19 protein-coding genes are annotated in these 19,166 nt (G+C 70.4%); 8 read left to right on the forward strand and 11 right to left on the reverse strand.

The annotated features are described in order from the left end of the window. Positions 1-19 precede the first annotated feature (19 nt). Positions 20-208, reverse strand: a complete 189-nt coding sequence (locus AB0L53_RS29330) for a thiomuracin/GE37468 family thiazolyl RiPP peptide (protein ID WP_355448036.1) — start codon at positions 206-208, stop codon at positions 20-22. 178 nt (positions 209-386) lie between these two features. Next, positions 387-3,191 carry a BTAD domain-containing putative transcriptional regulator gene (locus tag AB0L53_RS29335; RefSeq protein WP_364000324.1) on the reverse strand — a complete coding sequence of 935 codons (2,805 nt, stop codon included), beginning with the start codon at positions 3,189-3,191 and terminating at the stop codon, positions 387-389. Between the two features lie 225 nt (positions 3,192-3,416). Between AB0L53_RS29335 and AB0L53_RS29340 the strand changes: the two genes are divergently transcribed. Together AB0L53_RS29340 and AB0L53_RS29345 are read left to right on the forward strand one after the other, a co-directional pair. Continuing rightward, entirely contained in the window at positions 3,417-3,932 is a 516-nt protein-coding gene (locus AB0L53_RS29340) for a hypothetical protein (RefSeq protein WP_364000327.1), read from the forward strand. Positions 3,933-4,006: 74 nt separating this feature from the next. Further along, complete coding sequence (locus AB0L53_RS29345; protein WP_364000330.1) at positions 4,007-5,014, forward strand: LacI family DNA-binding transcriptional regulator; 1,008 nt, start codon at positions 4,007-4,009, stop codon at positions 5,012-5,014. A 6-nt stretch (positions 5,015-5,020) separates the two neighbouring features. Here AB0L53_RS29345 and AB0L53_RS29350 read toward each other — a convergent pair whose 3' ends face one another. The 6 genes from AB0L53_RS29350 to AB0L53_RS29375 all read right to left on the reverse strand — a co-directional run bounded on the left by AB0L53_RS29350 (position 5,021) and on the right by AB0L53_RS29375 (position 10,545). Beyond that, positions 5,021-6,352 (reverse strand): MFS transporter, encoded by a 1,332-nt coding sequence (locus tag AB0L53_RS29350; RefSeq protein WP_364000333.1) that lies wholly within the window; start codon positions 6,350-6,352, stop codon positions 5,021-5,023. 78 nt (positions 6,353-6,430) lie between these two features. Further along, complete coding sequence (locus AB0L53_RS29355; RefSeq protein WP_364000336.1) at positions 6,431-7,036, reverse strand: bifunctional 4-hydroxy-2-oxoglutarate aldolase/2-dehydro-3-deoxy-phosphogluconate aldolase; 606 nt, start codon at positions 7,034-7,036, stop codon at positions 6,431-6,433. After that, the gene (locus tag AB0L53_RS29360) at positions 7,023-7,784 is read right to left on the reverse strand and encodes an IclR family transcriptional regulator (RefSeq protein WP_364000339.1); all 762 of its coding nucleotides are present in this window, start codon (positions 7,782-7,784) and stop codon (positions 7,023-7,025) included. The genes AB0L53_RS29355 and AB0L53_RS29360 overlap by 14 nt, the downstream gene beginning before the upstream one ends. Beyond that, positions 7,756-8,721 carry a sugar kinase gene (locus AB0L53_RS29365; protein ID WP_364000342.1) on the reverse strand — a complete coding sequence of 322 codons (966 nt, stop codon included), beginning with the start codon at positions 8,719-8,721 and terminating at the stop codon, positions 7,756-7,758. Before AB0L53_RS29365 ends, AB0L53_RS29360 begins: the two co-directional genes overlap by 29 nt. Before the next feature lie 7 nt (positions 8,722-8,728). Further along, positions 8,729-9,463: an SDR family oxidoreductase gene (locus AB0L53_RS29370; RefSeq protein ID WP_364000345.1), complete on the reverse strand. Its 735-nt coding sequence runs from the start codon at positions 9,461-9,463 to the stop codon at positions 8,729-8,731. Continuing rightward, complete coding sequence (locus AB0L53_RS29375; protein ID WP_364000348.1) at positions 9,460-10,545, reverse strand: alcohol dehydrogenase catalytic domain-containing protein; 1,086 nt, start codon at positions 10,543-10,545, stop codon at positions 9,460-9,462. Before AB0L53_RS29375 ends, AB0L53_RS29370 begins: the two co-directional genes overlap by 4 nt. A 100-nt stretch (positions 10,546-10,645) precedes the next feature. On the opposite strand from AB0L53_RS29375, the gene AB0L53_RS29380 reads away from it, so the two are divergent. The 4 genes from AB0L53_RS29380 (at position 10,646) to AB0L53_RS29395 (ending at position 14,432) form a co-directional block, all read left to right on the forward strand. Then, entirely contained in the window at positions 10,646-11,833 is a 1,188-nt protein-coding gene (locus AB0L53_RS29380) for an enolase C-terminal domain-like protein (protein WP_364000351.1), read from the forward strand. Between the two features lie 126 nt (positions 11,834-11,959). After that, a complete protein-coding gene (locus tag AB0L53_RS29385) occupies positions 11,960-12,109 on the forward strand; it encodes a helix-turn-helix domain-containing protein (protein WP_364000354.1) in 150 nt (49 codons plus the stop codon). 199 nt (positions 12,110-12,308) lie between these two features. Beyond that, complete coding sequence (locus AB0L53_RS29390; protein WP_364000356.1) at positions 12,309-13,280, forward strand: alpha/beta hydrolase; 972 nt, start codon at positions 12,309-12,311, stop codon at positions 13,278-13,280. 120 nt (positions 13,281-13,400) lie between these two features. Then, positions 13,401-14,432, forward strand: coding sequence for a hypothetical protein (locus AB0L53_RS29395; RefSeq protein ID WP_364000358.1), 1,032 nt, complete (start codon positions 13,401-13,403; stop codon positions 14,430-14,432). A 74-nt stretch (positions 14,433-14,506) separates the two neighbouring features. On the opposite strand, the gene AB0L53_RS29400 is transcribed toward AB0L53_RS29395, so the two are convergent. Together AB0L53_RS29400 and AB0L53_RS29405 are read right to left on the reverse strand one after the other, a co-directional pair. Then, positions 14,507-15,166 (reverse strand): response regulator transcription factor, encoded by a 660-nt coding sequence (locus AB0L53_RS29400; RefSeq protein WP_358440091.1) that lies wholly within the window; start codon positions 15,164-15,166, stop codon positions 14,507-14,509. Further along, positions 15,139-16,407 carry a sensor domain-containing protein gene (locus tag AB0L53_RS29405; RefSeq protein WP_364000360.1) on the reverse strand — a complete coding sequence of 423 codons (1,269 nt, stop codon included), beginning with the start codon at positions 16,405-16,407 and terminating at the stop codon, positions 15,139-15,141. The genes AB0L53_RS29400 and AB0L53_RS29405 overlap by 28 nt, the downstream gene beginning before the upstream one ends. Before the next feature lie 133 nt (positions 16,408-16,540). Here AB0L53_RS29405 and AB0L53_RS29410 point away from each other — a divergent pair, with 133 nt between their 5' ends. Together AB0L53_RS29410 and AB0L53_RS29415 are read left to right on the forward strand one after the other, a co-directional pair. Then, on the forward strand, positions 16,541-17,179 hold the full coding sequence (locus tag AB0L53_RS29410; RefSeq protein WP_364000363.1) for a methyltransferase domain-containing protein: 639 nt from the start codon (positions 16,541-16,543) through the stop codon (positions 17,177-17,179). Beyond that, positions 17,172-17,795 carry a VTT domain-containing protein gene (locus AB0L53_RS29415; RefSeq protein ID WP_364000366.1) on the forward strand — a complete coding sequence of 208 codons (624 nt, stop codon included), beginning with the start codon at positions 17,172-17,174 and terminating at the stop codon, positions 17,793-17,795. Before AB0L53_RS29410 ends, AB0L53_RS29415 begins: the two co-directional genes overlap by 8 nt. Before the next feature lie 15 nt (positions 17,796-17,810). Here AB0L53_RS29415 and AB0L53_RS29420 read toward each other — a convergent pair whose 3' ends face one another. Beyond that, complete coding sequence (locus tag AB0L53_RS29420) at positions 17,811-19,082, reverse strand: alpha/beta hydrolase (protein WP_358440081.1); 1,272 nt, start codon at positions 19,080-19,082, stop codon at positions 17,811-17,813. Between the last annotated feature and the right edge of the window lie 84 nt (positions 19,083-19,166).

The raw sequence follows: 19,166 nt of genomic DNA on the forward strand, positions 1-19,166 counted from the left end.
CCGACGGCCCGGCCGGGAATCAGCTGCTGCTCGAGCTCGTCGACGACGTCGAGGTGCTGCAGACGCTCGGGCAGAGGACGGACGCGCCGTTCTCCGCCATCCCGTGGCCCGCGGTCAGCGACTCGATGGCGAGGCCGCTGTCGGCGAGGTCGAAAACGTCCATCGGCAGGTTCTTGAGGTCGAAGTCGAGCTTCTGGGAAACGCTCATTCTCTTTTCAGCCTTTCTCGGGAGAAAATCGCAGGACCCATAGCCGCGAATAATCCGCCAGGAAACATGCGGCTAATGGCTTCCGAAGGAAGGCTAACTCCGACGCGCGGAAAACCGCCTTTCGCCGACCTGTCACCGACCTGTCGGCGCGCTGAAACGCTCCTTGGAAAGGCCGCACTCACGCGGTGGACGCGAGAACGGCCTCGATGTCGTGGGCTCGCGGGTCGGCCAGCCCGGTCATCAGGTCGAGCGCCGTCCGCAGGATGCCGCGGGCCAGCACGTCGTAGCCGGCCCCGTTGAGCGCGTGGCCGAGATCGGCGAGGGTGATCGCCTCCCAGCGCTGGTTCCTCGTACGGCGGAACAGGTCGATGGACTGACGGAAGGCGTGGACGGCCTCGCGGGTGTCGCCCGTCATGACGTAGGCGTGGCCCAGGTGGCGCAGGCACATCGCGTCGGAGGTGTACTCCCTGAGCCGCAGGTTGATCCGGTGCGCCTGCTTGAACGCCTTGACCGCGCATCGGTAATGGCCCGCCACGGTCTGCGCGATTCCGATGTTGTCCAGGGCCAGGGCGATGCCACGGGGATATTCGTTGCGCACGTGCAGATCCAGCGCGCGCATCAAATGCCGCTGGGCCTTTTCGTATTCTCCGGCCTCGCCATATGTCATGCCGAGATTGCACAGCGCCATGGCCTCGCCGTACGGGCTCTTGCTCCGCTTGAAATGAATGAGCGCCTCGCGGAAATGTCGCTCCGCCAGATCGACGTCACCCCTGTCGGAGTAGATGCAGCCCACGGAGTTGAGGGTGTAGGCCTCGCCGATAGGCTCGCTCGCGGCCCGAGCCGCGCGTACCGCCGACTTCAGGCTGTCCAGGCCGTCGGACCACGGGATGCGCGCGTCGTAGAAGCTGGTCATGGCCATGGTCGTACGCCATGAGTAGTGCGCCCACCCGTTCGTGGCCGCCCACGACATCACCGCCCGGAGGGAGTCGTACTCCAGCTCCAGCCAGGCCATCGCCTCGTCGGCGTCGGCGAACGCGAGCGGGCGCCGGCGCGGCCGCAGCGGCGCGAGGAAGTCGCGGCGGCGGTAGGGCACCAGGTGCCGGTCGGCGCTCACGGCGGCGAAGAGGTAGTGATCGAGGAATCGCCGTACGGCGGCCTGCCGCTCGCCGGGGGGCATGTGCAGCCGTGCCTGATCGACGGCGTACAGCCGGATCAGGTCATGCAGCTGGTAGCGGCAGGGGCGGCGCTGTTCGAGCAGATGGGCCGCCATGAGCTGGTCCAGCCCCCGCTTGACCTCGGCGGGCGGAAGGTCGACCAGCGCCTCGACCGTCTCCAGCGCGATGTCACTGGCGGGGTGCAGGCCGAGCGCGTGGAACGTGGCGGCCGCCGCCGGGCTGAGCGCTCCGTAGGACCAGGACAGAACGGCGCGCAGGTCGATGTTCGGATCGTTCTCGCCGGTTCCCAGGTTGTCGAGGCGGGCCTTCTCGTCCGCCAGCCCGTCGACGACCTCGGCGAGCGTGGCGGCGCGCTGCGCGCGTTCGGCGATGATGGCCAGCGCGAGGGGCAGATGGTCGCACAGCTCGACCAGCCGGGAGGCCGCCGCGGGCTCGTGGGCGACCCGGGAGGGGCCGACGGCCGCCGCCAGCAGCTCGACGGCCTGGGATTCGGGCATCGCGCCCAGCGTGACGCGGTGCGCGCCGTCACGGATGGACAGAGACCGTAGCTGGTCGCGGCTGGTCACGATGACCAGGCCGCTGGCGCCCGGCAGGAGCGGGCGCACCTGGTCGGCGTTGCGGGCGTTGTCCAGCAGGATGAGCGCGTTGCGGTCGGCGAGGATGGTACGCAGCAACGCGCACCGCTCGTCCACGTCGACGGGGATGGCGTCGCTCTCCACGCCGAGACCGCGCAGCAGGCTCTCCGCCGCGGCGGCCGGGGTCATCGGCTCGCTCGGCCCGTAGCCGCGCAGGTTGAGGTAGAGCTGGGCGTCGGGGTAGTCATGGGCGACTCGGTGGGCCCAGTGCGCGGCCAGCGTCGTCTTGCCGGTCCCGGGAGCGCCGTCGATGGTCACGATGATCGGGGCGTTCGTGCCTGCGCCGTTCCGGCCCGATGCCGCCACGCCTGAGGGCAGCCGGTCCAGTGCCGCCAGTTCCTCCTCCCGGCCGGTGAAGCGGGCGATGCCGTGGGGCAACTGCCGGGGGCTCGGCGTCTTTCGCCGGACGGCCGTGCTGACCGGGTGGTCGTCGGTGTCGCCCATGAGCACCGTCTGGTGCAGCTGGGCCAGTTCTTCGCTCGGGTCCAGGCCGAGCTCCTCGCGCAGCACCGTACGTACGCGCTGGTAGGCGCTCAACGCCTCCGCCCGCCTGCCGCTGCGGTGCAGCGCGGTGATCAGGCGCGTCCACAGCGGCTCGCGGCTCGGGTATCGCTTGGTCAGCTCCGTCAGCTCGGCGATGAGGCGCCCCGGCGGCTCGCTGGCCAGCTCCAGGTCGATCCGGCGCTCGGTGGCGCCGAACCACTCCTCGGTCAGGAGGGGTATCACCTCGCGTTCCAGCCAGGGGCCGCTGGCGTTGCCGAAGGGCTGACCGCGCCACAACCGCAGCGACTCACGTAACAGGGCCATCTCCTCCTGCGCGGAGCCGGCGTCGTCGGCGCGGCGCACGAGGCCGCGGAACCGGTGCAGGTCCACCGCGTCGGGCTCGATCTGGAGCTGGTAGCCGTCCGGCTCTGTCTGGATGAGGTCCGCCCCGATCAGCCGCCGTAGCCTGGTGACATAGGTGTGCACCGCGCCGCGCGGCCAGCCCGGCCCCTCGCCCGGCCAGAGTCGCTCGGCGAGCGTGGGCGTCGAGACCGACTGGCCGACCGACAGCAGCAACGACGCGAGGACCGTCCGCAGTTGCCCGACGGGCACCGCCACCGCGCCCTGACCGACCCGCACCTCCCAAGGCCCCAGGACGCCGAAGCTGACATCGCCGCCATGTGCTTCCACAGCCGTTCCGGATGACGCGCCTGCCAATGCCTGACCTCCCACGGGGACGAGCTACGGACCGTGTTGCCGGGATTTGCCGGGGTATGGATGGTTGATAAACGGCAGTTGCCGCCCTCCCTGTCAATCTAAGCGAAGACGGGCGGCTGCGTGCTTAAACTTCTGTTGAAGCTTTGCGGGCGGCCTATGATGTGGGTGTTGTGGCCGGTACGCCCCATGAGGAGGTTCGTGAGCGGCGAACGCCTGGAAGAGATCGTCGAGCGGTTCGAGATCACGCACCCGTTCGACATCGTGGAGTTCACCCACCGGGTGGCGCGGGCCCGGGAGCGCCGCATCGAGCTCAGGCCCGTCGACACCGCCGCGGACGGCCCCAGCGGCATGTGGCTGGCCACCGACACGGTCGACTACATCTGCTATGAGCAGCGGACCAGCCGCATCCATCAGGAGCACATCATCCTGCACGAACTGGGCCACATGCTGTGCGAGCACGCGTCGGCACCGATCGCCCCCGACGAGCTGCTGCGCATCCTGCTGCCGACGCTCGACCCGGCCATGGTCCGCTCGGTGCTCGGCCGGACGACATACTCCGAGCCGCAGGAACACGAGGCCGAGCGGTTCGCGATGCTGGTGCTGCGACAAGCCGGCCGTCTTCCCACGATGCGCAGGCCGTCGCTCTCGGCCGAGGCGGCCGGGATCCATGACCGCATCCAGGCGGCACTGGCCCCGCGCACCAGGCCGTCCTGACATCAGCGGGACTTGGCGAGAAGGGATACCCCATGGTCGCGCCCGAGCGACGACGACGAGTGACCATTTCCGACGTGGCGAAACACGCCGGGGTCTCCAAGGCGGCGGTCTCGAAGGTCATCCGCAACGACTACGGGGTCAGCGAGGCCATGCGCGACCGCGTCCAGCGGGCCATCGAGGAGCTGGGCTACCGGCCCCAGGCCGCCGCGCGAGCGCTGCGCGGACGGGCGTACACCATCGGCGTGCTCCTGCGGCACATCGGGATCCCGTTCTACGCCGAGATCATGAGCGGCCTGGTGGAGCACCTCGCGGAGTCCGGCTATCAGGCGATCATGATCCAGGGCGGCACCCAGGACAAGACCGAGGAACGAGCGATCGACGCCCTGATAGATCGGCAGGTGGACGGCATCCTCATGATCGCTCCGCTCGCCAGGCGCACCCGGCTGGAGCAGGTCGCCCGCGAGATCCCCACCGTGGTGCTCGGCAGGCACGACCGGTCGCCGGCGTACGACTCGATCGTCGATGACGACCGGACCGGCTCCGAGCTCGTCATGGAGCACCTGATCGCACTCGGCCACCGGCACATCGGGCACATCACCTTCCACCAGGACCAGCGGCAGCCCGCCGACCAGGTGCCGCACATCAGGGCCGAGAGCTACGAGCGCGTGATGCGTGATCACGGCCTGGCCGAGGAGATCGCCGTGGTCGCGACCTCATATTCCGAGGAGGGCGGCCATCGCGGCGCCTACGAGTTGCTGAGCCGGTCCCCACGCCCCACCGCGATCTTCGCGGGCTCCGACGAGGCGGCTCTCGGCGTCCTCGCCGCCCTCCATGAGGTCGCTCTCTCCGTCCCCGGCGACGTCTCCGTCGCCGGCTACGACAACACCCGGCTGGCCGCCCATCCCAACATCGCGCTGACCACGGTCGATCAGGACGGAGCGGTCATGGGCCGGACGGCGGGACGGCTGCTGCTGGAGCGCATCGAAGGCCGCACGTCGGCGGTGCACTTCTCCGTCACGCCGACCTTGGTCGTCCGCCGCTCCACCGCGCCTCCCGGCGGCCCGGCCCAGGACTCGGCGTAGCCGAGTTCAGACGACGAGCGGCGCGCCCACCGGCTGTGACAACCGCCGCGACAGCAGCACCCCGGCGATGGTGAGCGCCTGGCAGACCACCGCGAACACGATCACCAGCCACGGCGATCCACCGGCCGCCTGGACCAGGGCGGTGGCGATGAAGGGTGTCGTGCCGCCGAGCAGCATGACGTTGATCTCCCGGGAAGCGGCGATCGCGGTGAAGCGGTAACGCGTCTCGAACAGCTCCGACAGGAACGCCGACTGCGCGCCGAGCATGGCACTCTGCCCGACCCCGTAGGCGATCGCCATCGCGATGATGATCAGAGCGGGCTGGCGGGTACCCAGCAGCAGGAAGTACGGCCCGATGTAGAGGGCGGTGAAGACGGCGCCGCCCATCAGGACCGGCCCGCGCCCGACGCGGTCGGCGAGCTTGCCGAACAGCGGGACGGCGAAGACGCTCGATCCCGTGGCGGCCACGACGCCGAGGGTGGCGACGGTGGCCGAGACGCCGAGCGTGGTCTTGATGTAGGTCAGGGAGAACGTGTTGACCATGTAGCCCGCGACGTTGAGGCCCGACCCGCACAGCACGCCGGCGACCAGACCGCGCGGCGCCTCGCGGAAGGCCTGCATGAGGGGGATCTTCTGCGGCGCGGCGCCCGCGCCGGCGGTGACCTTCGCCTTGGCCGCCACGAACTCCGGCGTCTCCTGGATACGGCGGCGGATGAAGAAGGCCACGCCGAAGATGACGACGCTGGCGATGAACGGGATGCGCCAGGCCCAGCCCAGCAGCACGTCCTGCGGGATGGCGGCCAGGATCGCGAAGAAGCCCGTGGACAGGACGAAGGCCAGTCCCACGGAGGCCTGGGCGAAGGAGGTGTAGAAGGCCCGCCGGTTCGGGGGCGCGTACTCGGCCACCGTGGTCACCGCCCCGGCGAACTCCGCGCCCGCGCCCACGCCCTGCAGCATGCGCGTGACGACGAGCAGGATCGGCGCCCAGATGCCGACCGACTCGTACGTCGGCAGCAGCCCGACCGCGACCGTGGCGGCGCCCATGAGCGAGATCGTGAAGATCAACACCGGCTTGCGGCCGACGCGGTCGCCGATGTGCGCGGCCAGGAGCCCGCCCAGCGGCCGGACGAAGAACGCGACCGCGAAGACCGCGAAGGACGCGAGAGTGCCGCCGACCTCGCTCTGCTCCGGGAAGAAGAGGGGGCCGAAGACCAGCGCGGACGCCGCGCCGTACAGGGCGAAGTCGTACCACTCGATGACGGTGCCGATGGAGCTGGCGATGACGACGCGCTTGGCGGCCCGGCTGTCGAAGGCCGGTGCGGTGGGTGGCTGTGACACGGGTGACTCTTTTCTCTGTTGCATATATTGCAACGCATATGCGATACTTGCAACCCTAGGCTGGCCGAAATACGGCTGTCAATAATTCGTCACCTTCCGCAGCCGTTCGAGGGCGTCCGGGTCGTTCAGCGCCGAGCCCAGGGCGACACCCCGGCATCCGGCCGCGAGAAAAGCGGCGGCGTTGGACGCGTCGATGCCCCCCGTCGCGACGAAGCTGACTCCGGGGAACGGCGCGAGCTGCGCCTTGATCCAATCGGCGCCGAGCTGCGCCGCGGGGAACGCCTTCAACCAGGTGAAGCCACGGGCCAGCGCGGCGGCGATCTCCGTGGAGGTGGCCACACCCGGCAGGTGCGGCAGTCCGAGCCGCAGCGACTCCGCGGCGACCTCGGGATGCAGCCCTGGCGCGACCGTGAAGGCGACGCCCAGCTCGCTGACGGCCGCCAGCTGCTCTGCCGTGGTCACCGTGCCCGCGCCGACGCTCTTTCCGTTGGCCCTGGCCGCGTCCAGCGCCGCGCGCAGCGACGGGTAGGCGTCGGCCGTCTGCACGGGCACCTCGATGAGCTCGATGCCGGACGCCCAGGCGCGCTCGCACATCCGCACGGTGGCCGGCGGGTCGAGGTTGCGGAAGATGCCGAGGATCGGGTTGCGGTCGAGGTGTCTGCCGAAGAACTCAGCGGCGTCCATGTTCATCTCCTGTCCAGCCCAAGGTCTTGGAGATCTCGTGGGCTGCTTGGCGGAATTCGTCGATGTGCTCACGCAACTGCTCCAGCGGCGCGACCGCTCGCAGGGCGGTGATGGAGATGCCGTGGGTGACCTTGCCGCGGGCGTCGAACACCGGCAGGGCCACGCAGTTGATGTAGTCCTCGTGCTCGCCGTCGTCCTCGGCCCAGCCCCGCTGCCGGGTCAGGGCGAGCTCGGCTTCGAGCGTGCCCGCGTCCGTGGTCGTCGTGGGGGTGAAGCGGGTGAACGTGGTGCGCTCCAGAACACGGGCCCTGGTCCTGTCGTCCTGGTAGGCGAGGATGACCTTGGCGACGGCCGCGGTGTGCGCCTGGGCGGGCAGCCCGATGCGCGAGCCCATGGCCACGCTGCCCCGGCCGTCGATCTTGTCGACGTACACGACCTGGTCTCCGGCCAGCTCTCCGAGGTGGACCGTGTGGCCGTAGCGCTCGCTCAGGTCGTTCAGGATCGGGTGCGCGAGCGAGCGGGCCTCGACCTGGTCGAGGGCCAGCTGGCCGAGCGCGATGAGCTGGAAGCCCATGCCGTACGCGCCGCCGGGGACGCGCCGCACGAAACCGCCCTCCTCCAGCGTCTGCAGCAGGCGCAGCGCGGTCGACTTGTGCACGCCCAGGTGATCGGCGACCTCACCGAGCGTGCGATGTCGTACGGAGACGAAGGCGATGATGTCAATGGCACGAGCGACGGTCTGCGACATGGTGGTGCCCTCCTTTTGCGAGCAGCGAGACGACCTCGTGAGCGGGGGGAAGATCGGCCAGGTCGGCCGGGGACATCAGCACCCGGGAGGCCGCGTAGTGCCCCAGGCGCAGCCGCGTGACCTCGTCGCGGCCGTCCAGGAACCCGCTCAGCCACCCGGCCGCGAACGCGTCACCCGCGCCGACCGCGTCGAGGACCTCGACCGGCAGGGACGGCGCCCGGTGCACCCCTGTCGGGGTGAAGCCGACCGCCTCGATCGCGGCGTCCTTCACGATCACGTACGTGGGCCCGCCGAGCAGCGCGCGCACGCTTTCGGCGTCCGTGGTGCCCCACAGGGCCGCCGCCTCGTCACGGCCGACGAAGACGATGTCGGCCCGCTGCGCGAGCTCCAGCAGCACCGACGCGGCGTCGGCGCCGTCCCACAGGCGCGGCCGGTGGTTGACGTCGAAGCTCACCACGGACGGCCGCAGCGGCCGGTCGAACACGATGTGCCTGGTCAGCTCCAGGCACTGCGGGGAGATCGCCGCGGTGATGCCGGAGATGTGCGTCACCCTCGCCGGCCGCGCGGCCCAGCCCGCGACGTCGGCGGCGGTCATGACCGAGGCGGCCGAGCCGCGCCGGTAGTAGTAGACGGAGGTGCCCGAGGTGGTCGGGTCCTTGAAGTACACGGCGGTGGACCGCTCGTCGTCGCGGTGGACCAGGCCGACGTCCACGCCGCGGGCGCGGAGCGAGTCGACCACGAGGTCGCCGAGCGGATCGCGGCCGACCGCGCCAGCCCAGGCCGTGGTGTGGCCGAGCTGGGCGAGCAGCGCCGCGACGTTGGACTCCGCGCCGCCGGGGCGCAGGATGAAGCTGCTGTCCGCGTCGAGGCGGCCGCCCGCGGTCGGGGTGACCATCACCATGGTCTCGCCGATCGCGAGCACGTCTGCGGGTCTCATCGGCCGCTCATCCCTCATAGGCGCTGGAGTCGATGTACATGCGGTTCCACACGGGTGTGACGACCAGCTCGTTGACACACACCTGCGGCGGCAGGGCGGCGACCGCGCCGATGACGTCGGCGACGTGGTCGGGGCTCAGCATGCGCTCCAGCTCCTCCTCCGGGACGGGCACCGGTCTGGTGCGCAGGATGGGCGTGTCGACCTCGCCGGGGCACAGATGGGTGGCGCGTACGCCGTTCCGCCCCTCCTGGTCGTTGAGCGACTGCACCAGCGCGCCGAGCGCGGTCTTGCTGGCCCCGTACGCGGCCCCGGCGGCCGACATGAACTGCCAGCCCGCCCACGAGGAGACGACGATGACCGTGCCGGAACCCGCCTCGCGGAAGTCCGGCAGCACGCTGAGCACGCAGCGGGTGACCGCGTTGAGGTTCGTGTCGACGACGCGGGCGAAGTCGGCGCTGGTCAGGTCCGACCACCATCGGTTGCGCACGTTGGTGCCGGCCGAGCAGACGAGCAGCTCAAGCGGGCCTGCCGCGCGGCGGGCCGCGGTCACGGAGGCGTCATCGGTCACGTCCACCGGCACGGCCTCGGCCTGGCCGCCCGCCGCGACGATCTCATCGGCGGTTTCGCGCAGCGGGCCCTCGCGGCGGCCCGAGACCGTGACGCGGTAGCCGTCGCGGGCCAGCCGCAGCGCGGCCGCCCGGCCGATGCCGCTACCGCCACCGATCACCCATGCGCCCCTCATCGGCCGACTCCGTCCTGGGCCGATTCGACGTCCTTGGACAAGTGGACGTCGTTCTGGGACGGGTCGATGAGGACCTTGACGCTGCCCTCGCCGCGGCCGGCCGCCGCGAACGCCTGCGCCAACTCGGTGGCGGGAAACGTGGTGATGGGCAGGGCCGCGAGATCCAGCTCGTCGCCCTCGATCAGCTCCACGGCGGCGGCGAAGTCGTCGCGCGTGTAGACGCGGGTGCCGATCAGCCGGTGCTCGGCGAAGTTGACCGTGCGCAGATCCACCTCGGGAGGCGACTTGTAGACGCCGACGATCACGATCGTGCCCTGGATGCGCGCGGCCTCGGTGAGCTGCCTGGCCACGGCGGGATGCCCGGCCGAGTCGAAGACCACGTCCGCGCCGTCACCCGAGGTGCGCTCGCGGATCGCGTCCGGGGTGCCCATGTCCGAGTCGAGCACCGTGAATCCGTAGCGTTCGGCGATCTTCCGCCGCCAGGCGTTCGGCTCGACGATCATCACCTCGCCGGCGCCCTCGTGCCTGGCCACCAGCGCGGTGAACAGGCCGATCGGGCCGCCGCCGTAGATCGCGACGGAATCGCCCCCGGTCAGGCCCGAACGCGACACCGCGTGCACGGCCACCGCCAGGGGTTCGGCCAGGGCGGTCAACGCGGGGGCGACGTCTTGGCGTACGGGATGCAGCGCGGCCGCCCGTACGGCCACGAATTCGGCCAGACCGCCCGGCTCGTCCACGCCGTACAGGCCCAGAGTCCGGCAGACGTGTGCGTTGCCCGACGCGCAGGCCCGGCACGGCGGGACCGTGCCCCGATCGGCGCAGGCGATCAAGGGGCGCACCGCCACCTGGGTACCGACCGGCGGCCCCTGATCGGACCTGGACTCGGCGACCGTGCCCGCGAACTCGTGCCCGAGGATGACACCCGGCCGGGCGCGGGCGTGCTGGCCGCGCAGGATCGCCAGATCGGACCCGCAAATGCCCACTCTCGACACCTTGACGAGCACCTGACCGCTCGCGATCTCCGGAGCCGGAACCTCTTCGTGGGCGAGCCGATCCACCCCCGCCCATGTGACTACCCGCATTGACCCTCCCTGTTGCATTCTCTGCAATGATCGTGCTGCATTTGCAATATAGTCGACGCTTCCACCTACCATGGGCCTGGGCACCTCGAAGGAGTGGAAGATGGAGATCATCCGAGTCGAAGCGCGGCACGTGGCGCGGTCGATGTGGGGCAACTTCTGGCAGCAGCAGAAGAGCGTCCGCGGGCCGAGCCCGATGAACCGCTTCCCGCGCCGCGGCGAGGGATGGTCCTGGTACACCTGGCCACAGGGCATCGTCGTGGTCCGCGTGACCCTCGCCGACGGCACGACCGGTCTCGGCTACAGCGAGGACGGCATCGGCGCGGCCACCACCATGGTCAACGAGCACCTGGGCCGCATCGCCACCGGCCTCGACGCCCGCGCGACCGAGCAGATCTGGGAGCAGCTCTACCGCTCCTCCATCGTGTACGGACGCAAGGGCGCCGCCATCGAGGCGATCAGCGCGATCGACATCGCCGTCTGGGACGCTCTCGGCAAGTCCTTGGGCCAGCCGGTGTACCAGCTGCTGGGCGGCCCGCACGGCGCGCCGGTCCGCGCGTACGCCAGCAAGGTCCAGCCCGACGACGACCTGGCGCAGGTGCGGCGCATGGCCCGCGACTACGCCGAGCGCGGTTACACCGGGGTCAAGGCCAACTGGCCGTACGGCCCGGCCGACGGACGGCAGGGGCTGCTGGCCAACCTCCGCTACATCGAAGCGATCCGGGACGAACTGGACGACGGCATCGAGCTGATGAGCGACGCCTACATGGGCTGGGACCGCGCCTTCGCGGTCGAGATGCTGCGCGGCCTCTCCGGCCTGGGCCTGCGCTGGGTCGAGGAGCCGCTCATCCCCGACGACGTCCAGGGCCACGCCATGCTACGCGGGCTGGGACTGGTGCCGATCGCGACGGGCGAGCACGAGTTCACCAGGTACGGCTTCCAGCAGCTCATCGACGCGGGCGCCGCCGACGTACTCCAGCCCGACGTTCACCGGGTGGGCGGCATCACGGAGCTGCGCCGGGTCTGCCAGATGGCCTCCGGTGCCGGCATCGACGTCATCCCGCACGTCTACTCCGCCGCGACCCTCCACGTGGTGCTCTCGCAGCCCGGCTGCACGTGGATCGAGCACCTCACCAACCCGTCGTACTGGGGGCTGGACCAGCGCGTCGAGCCGCTGTTCCTGGGCGAGCCCGAGGTGGTCGGCGGCGTTCCGCAACTGCCGGCGGAGCCGGGCATCGGGCTGCGCGTCAACGAGAAGGCCCTGCCTGAGCTGGCCGACTGGGCGGAGTAGGCGCCGTCCGGGGGTGAGTCGAGCTCACCCGGCGCCGTCCGGGGGTGAGGTGAGGCGCTCGATCAGTTCCAGTGACCGGCCGCGGCGGTTTCGGTGACGTAGTCCTCGAAGGGCCTGGGCCGACGGATGACCTTGGGGTCGGACCTGCTTCGCGACACCGACATGAGCATCGCCGCGGTGGCCCGTGCGGTCGGGTACGAGGACCCGTTCGCCTTCAGCGTGGCGTTCAAGCGCGCCCGCGGCGCCAGCCCTTCTCTCTGGCGCCGAGCGCGCTGATCCCGAGTCAACGCGGCCTAGTATCCCCGAGCGGGTTTGCCGAAGTGGCAACGCGATTCGCGGCGGCCTCACGGTCTCCCGGATGATTCCCGCGAAAGCCGCCGGCCGGTGGTGCACTCGGCCGGGGAGGATCGAAAGTCTTGGAGGGTCGATGGTGCGACCCGCTTCGGACACAGAGCTCACAAGCCTTGGAGGATCGATGACGGAGCTCACACATCGGCTGGTCATGACGCGCACCGGCCGCGTCCACCTGGTGGAGCAGGGCTCCGGGCCGCTGGTGCTCTTGGTGCACGGCTTCCCTGAGTCCTGGTACTCCTGGCGCCACCAGATGCCGGCACTGGCCGCGGCCGGCTACCGGGCCGTCGCGATCGATGTACGTGGCTATGGCCGCTCCTCCAAGCCCGCGGACATAGCCGCGTATCGGATGCTCGACCTGGTCGAGGACAACGTCGATGTGGTGCACGCCCTGGGCGAGCGGACAGCGGTGATCGTGGGCCACGACTGGGGCGCGCCCATCGCCGCCAACTCCGCCCTGGTCAGGCCGGACGTCTTCCGCGCGGTCGGGCTGCTCAGCGTGCCGTACACCCCGCGCGGCGGGCCGCGGCCCAGCGAGATGTTCGCGCGCATGGGCGGGGAGGAGGAGTTCTATGTCGGCTACTTCCAGGCGCCCGGCCAGGCCGAGGCGGAGATCGAGCCCGACGTCCGCGGCTGGCTCGCCGGCCTCTACGCCGCCCTGTCCGCCGACACCATGCCGCCCGCCGACGCCCCCCATCCGCTTCTCGTCTCCCGGGGCGGGACGCTGCGCGAGCGCTTCCCCACCGATCGGCTGCCCGCCTGGCTCAGTGAGGACGACCTCGATGTCTACGCCGCGGAGTTCGAGCGGACCGGCATGAGCGGGGCGCTCAACCGCTACCGGAACATGGACCGGGACTGGGAAGATCTCGCCGGCTTCGACGGCGCCCCCATCACCCAGCCGTCCCTGTTCATCGGCGGCGCGCTGGACGCCTCCACCGCCACCTGGCTGGCCGGCGCCATCAAGGCGTTCCCGACGACCCTGCCGGGCCTGGTCTCCTCACACATCCTCGACGACTGCGGTCACTGGGTCCAGCAGGAACGCCGTGCGGAGGTCAACGAGATCCTGACCGGCTGGCTCGCCCGCCTGCCGGCCTGAAGCCGCGGACCGGGAGTTCCAACAATCGTGACTTACGGCAATGAACATAAGTCAAACAGTGAGGTATGGGAAAGCCGCATAGGCAAGAATCGGTAAAGACCGTATTCAAGGAGGTTTTCCGTGCGCGCAGTTCTCACCGCCGTGCTCGCGACGCTCACCATGTTGGCCACCGTGGCCAGTTCGGCCAGCGCCGCACCATCCCAGTCATCCTTGCCCGGCGGGAAGGCCAACTTTGTGGTCTCGCAGGGCTTCCTGCGCGCCGGGTCCACTCAGAACTGGGTGCGTCTGGGTACGTACCAGTTCAAGGCCGGCGGTACCGTCAGCGCGAACACCTACCTCTGGTGGCAGCGCAACCCCGAGGGCAGGCAGAAAACCGGTGTCGTCCCGGATTCGAGCTGCGCGACCAAGGCGGGCGGCTCCAGCTCCCGCGTACGCGCCTGCGACGTACTGACCGCCGCCGGCTTCACCGGCGCTCCGGACGAATCCCGCACGGGAACGTACACCGTGGCGGGCGACGTGCTGAGCATCAGGTGGAAGATCGCCCAGACCTGGACCGAGAAGTGGCGCGTGAAGCTGTCGCCTGACGGCAAGCTCGCCCAGCTGCAGTTCGCCGGCAGCAGCCTGGCCACCAACGGATACGGCTACGGGAGCAACGCCTCGCTCACCACTCGCCGCGCGATGAGCTCCGTGCGGGCCTTCTCCGGAACGCTCAAGCAGGACCTGGTCTCCTGGGCGGGCAATCGCATCGTGAAGTCGGACGGCCAGGTCTTCAAGCAGTCCTCCTTCCGCAACTGCGCCACGACGACCTGGTGCCTGACGTACCTGCAGCCGTCGTCGCCGGGCGCCTGCCAGAAGTCCGGCGGTTGCCCCAACGTCGGCGGCGGCACCAAGGCGAACGTCAGCTCCATCCAGTATTACCTCGTCAAGGTCTCCAACCGCGATCGCCGCGACACCCTGTGGCACTGGTGCACCTGCCTGGCCATGGAAGCCAAGCAGTTCTGCTACTCGGGCAACTCCCACATCAAGCCGCTTGAGCAGATCATCGACGACAGTGGCGCCTTCCGCGGCTGGGTGGGCGCCGAGGCGTCCTTCTACTCCGGGGTCAGGACCAAGGACATGATGGCCGTGTTCCGCGTCTCCGACTTCCGCTGACGCGTGCGCGCCGGCGGCGTTCGGCCCTCGCACAGGGTCAGCGCCGCCGGCGGGCCCCGGGTCGAGGGGCGGCATCAGCCTCGTAGGTAGGTGACGACCGCCAGTACGCGGCGGTGGTCGTCTTCGGCGGGCGGCAGGTCGAGCTTGGTGAGGATGTTGCCGATGTGCTTGCCCACGGCGGCCTCCGAGATGACCAGTTCCCGGGCGATCGCGGTGTTGGACCGCCCTTCGGCCATCAGGGCGAGCACCTCCCGTTCCCTCGGGCTGAGGCGCTCAAGCGGGCCGCGGCGGCGCCGCAGCAGTTGCCTGACGACCTCCGGGTCCACGACGGTGCCGCCCGCCGCGACGGCGTGCAGGGCGTCGAAGAACTCCTCGACGTCGCCGATGCGGTCCTTGAGCAGGTAGCCGACTCCGGTGCCGTCCCCGGAGTCGAGCAGCTCGGAGGCATAGGTCTGCTCGACGTACTGGCTGAGCACCAGGATGGCGAGGCTCGGGTCGGCGGTGCGCAGCGCGACGGCGGCGCGTAACCCCTCCTCGGAGAAACCTGGCGGCATCCGTACATCCGTCACGACGATGTCGGGCCGGTGCTCGGCGACGGCCGTGATCAAGGCGTCGGCGTCTCCGACGGAGGCGGCCACCTTGTGGCCGAACCGGGCAAGCAGCCCGGACAGCCCCTCGCGCAGCAGCACGCCGTCTTCGGCGACGACTATCTTGAGGGAACGTGCGACGCGCAAGGGATCTCCACCCGTAACAGGGTCGGGCCCCCGGTGGGGCTGGACAGCATCAGTCTGCCGTCGACGACGGAGACGCGGTCGGCCAGGCCCGCCAACCCCGTACCGGCCGAGGCGTCGGCGCCGCCCACGCCATCGTCCCGGATCTCCACCGTGAGCCGCCCGCCCTCGAACCGCCCGTCAACTGCGGCCTGCCGGGCCTTGCTGTGCTTGGCGACGTTGGCCAGCGCCTCGCAGACGACGAAGTAGGCGATCGACTCCACGGACCCCGGCAGGCGCTCGGAGAACTCGACGGACACCTCCACGGGCACCGGAGAGCGGTCGGCCACGTCCGCCAGCGCGGCGGGCAGACCTCGGTCGGTGAGGATGCGCGGGTGGATGCCCCTGATCAGGTCGCGGATCTCGGCCAAGGCCAGCTTCGCCTGCTTGTGCGCCTCATCGACGAGCTCGGCGGCCTCTTCGCCGTCCGACATCTTCGCCAGCCCGAGCGTCATCGTCAACGACACGAGCCGCTGCTGAGCGCCATCGTGCAGATCCCGCTCGATGCGCCGCCGCTCGGCTTCGAAGGCTTCCACCAGGCGGGTGCGGGAACGGGTCAGCTCGGCCAGTTGCTCGTCGTCTCGAGGGGTGAGGAGGAAACGGGCCAGCATGGCGTGGGCCAGCGCCAGCGCCGTCAGGGGATAGATGGTGAGGACCAGCACGACGACGCCCAGCACCGCCACGAGGAACGCCTGGGGATAGCCCTCGACGTGCCACACCTTGAGCACGTTGATCGAGCCCGTTTCGCCGACGGCGAGCGGCGTACAGATCATCACGACGGGCACCACCAGCCCGTAGAGCGCGATGGCGAACTCGACCGGCCACAGCACCAGGGCCAGGAGCCCGGTGTAGGCCAGCTCCCTCCAGGTGGCCTGCTCACTGAAACGCAGCTCCAGCCACGCGCGCGGGCCGGGCCGGGCCGGCACGCGATGGGGAGTGGTGACCGGCTCCCCGTCGATGATCCGCAGGCGCCTGCGCTCCAGCGCGGCCACCGGAACACCGCCGAACCCCAGCGCCAGCACCACCGGGATGCCGATCAGCACCAGATTCAGCACGGAACCGGTGACCAGCAGGCCCAGGCACAGCGCGAGCACGATCACGCCGACGCCCACCCCCGTGACGAGGTAGGCCATCGCGCGCCATGGCAAGGAGGAGAGGATCAGATCTCTCCGGGCGAGCGCCTGCCAGGCCTGTCGTGGTCGCACTCCCAAAAGATAAGGGGGTGGCGGGGGCACTGCCGATGGGCCTCGCACTACTGCGGAGGTATACCCAGCCCTACCTCGAAGAGTAGGCCCTCTCTCCCTGCGCCCGCAGCGTCGCCGCCGATGTCATTGCCCCATGAACGAGACAGCTGCCTTGCGGTCGGCGAAAGCTACCGACGGTGCCGCCGACCTGCGGGCCTTCCTGTCGGTGGCCGTGCGCAACCAGGGTGTGGTGGGCGCCGTGGCACCGAGTTCGCCGTCGCTCGCGCGGGCGCTCACGGCGGTGGTGCCGTACTCGGGGACCCCGGTCGTGGTGGAGCTCGGCCCGGGTACGGGGTCGATCAGCGAGGCCATCCGGCGCAGGCTGCCGCCCGGCGCCCGCCAGCTCGCGATCGACGTCGAACCCTCGATGGTCGCCCACCTGCGCCGCGCCAAGCCGTGGCTGGAGGTGATCCACGGCGACGCGGTGGAGCTGGGCGCCCTTCTGGCGGCGGCCGGCGTGACCCGGGTCGACGCGGTGGTCAGCACACTGCCGTGGTCGCTGTTCCCCGGCCCCCGCCAGTCGCGCATCCTGCACGAGATCGGTCGCGTGCTGGCGCCGGGCGCCGCCTTCACCACGGTGACCTACCTGTACGCCATGCCGCTCCCGAGGTCCAGGGCGTTCCGGCGGCGGCTCCGGTCCGCCTTCGAGGAGGTCTTGACCACCGGGCCGGTCTGGCGCAACCTGCCGCCCGGAATGACGTACGTGTGCCGGCGGCCGGTCCTCGATGTCTGAGCTGCTGGGGCAGCTTTCACCGCCGCTGGTGCTCATCGTCGGCTGGCTGCTCATCGTGGCCGAGGCCGGCCTGCTGATCGGGGTCTTCCTGCCGGGGACGAGCGTGCTCGTGGCTCTCGGCTATCTGTCTCATCTGGGTGTGGTGCCGCTGGGCGCGACGATCGCGGTGGCGGCGTTCGCGGCGATCACCGGTACGCAGCTGTCCTTCCTCATGGGACGGCGGCGCACCTTAGGGAGGCGGCGCACCTTGGGAAAGTGGTGCACCTCGGGAAGTCGGCTTGACGCTCTGGCGGGATTCTGGGAGCACGGCCGCCGCCTGCTGGTGCGGCGTGGGGTCTGGGCCGTCCTGGCCGGTCAATGGCTGGGCAGCGCCCGCACGCTGGTTCCCCGTCTCGCGGGCTGGTCTGGCATGTCGTACCGGGCCTTCGCGTGCGCGAGTCTGCCGACCGCCGCCGCCTGGGCGGCTACGCTCGTGAGCCTGAGCCGCTTCCTGGCTCCGGAGGTCATCCACCGCATCACCGGCCATCTCGCACTCGCCGGCCCGTCGGCGGTCGCCCTGCTGCTGCTCGCCTTCTGGCTGCGACACCGCAGGCAGGCTCGCCAGGCAGGCCGGTAACGCCGCCGCGCCCGGTCAGCGGGGTGGGTCGGCCGAGTCGTGGGCGGGCAGGGGCAGGGGCCGGTCGGTGAGGAAGGCCTGGAGAAGCCTGGTGTAGGTGGCGGGCTGGTCGCCCGCGATGGCGTGTCCCGCCCCCGCGATGGGCACGAGCGTCGAGCCAGGCAGCGTACGCCGATACTCGTACGTGCTCTCCCAGGGAATGAAGTCGCAGCTACCACGCATGATCAGCGCCTTCGTCCCGATCCGCCGAAGCTTGGGCCGGGGGTCGGGGACCTGGCGGAAGTCGTCGCTGGTGACCTGGTTGACGTAGAAGCCCTGGCGGTTGTGATGGGGCTCGCGTGAGGGAGTGCCGGGGCACGAGCCGGTGTCCTTGCTCACCAGAGCGAGTTCGTGGAAGCGCTCGTCCGCCTCCTGATCGCCGAGCAGGGCGTGCGCGGCCTCGGGGTTGATGCCCAGCAGGAGGAACGTGGTGAGCATCCGCGGTGATTCGGTCAGTTCGTCGTGGCGTTCCCGCTGCGCCGGAGTGAGTAGCTGCGAGAGATCGCGGTCGGGGTTGGCGCCCGGCCAGAGCGTGCCCGGCGAGGTGAAGACCACCTTGGCCACGTTACCGGGATGAGCGGCCAGGTATTGGGCCGCGAGCGACCCGCCCCACGACTGGCCGACGATGATGACCTTGTCCGCGCCGATGACGCGGCGGATCGCTTCGAGATCGGCGACGTGCCGGGCGACGGTGTAGCCCGTGACGTCGTCAAGCCTGGTGGAGCGTCCCGCGCCGAGCTGATCGTAGGCGTACACGTCGAAACCCGCCGCCGCCAGGGCCTCGCCACCCACCGGTATCCCCTCTCCTGGCGTACCTGGGCCGCCGTGGAGGAAGATCACTGGTGTCGGGCGGGGCTTGCCGGCCGCGGCGGCGTGGACGTACGCGATCCTGGACCCGGTCGGCAGATCCCAGAAACGGACGCCTTCGGGAGCCGGGGCGGTGCTCGGGACCGGGCCTGGCCGGAAGACGGTGGCCGCCGCGAGCCCGGCGATGACGGCCGTCAAGCCGATGGCGGCCAGCAGCGCGACCATCCGGCTCCGGCGCGCGCCGAGCAGCTTGAGCGCCGGAGCGGCGAGCAGGAAACCGGTGCCGGCCATCGTCACCAGCCCAGCGGCCGCAAGTATCGGGATATGTGCGCTTATGGCGGCGGTGGCGAGGAAGCCGGCGGCCCCGGCGGGCGGCGCCACCACAAGAGCGGCCAAGAGGAGAGCGCCTCCGAGGAGGCGGCGCGGAAAGGTTCGGGCCATGGAGATCACGCTAGGAGCGGGAAAAGGCCGCTCCCTGGCCCTTCAGAACCGTTTTTCACCCGCCGGAACCCCGCTTCCCGGCGG

Source organism: Nonomuraea sp. NPDC052129 (genome assembly GCF_040680095.1).
Lineage (GTDB): Bacteria > Actinomycetota > Actinomycetes > Streptosporangiales > Streptosporangiaceae > Nonomuraea.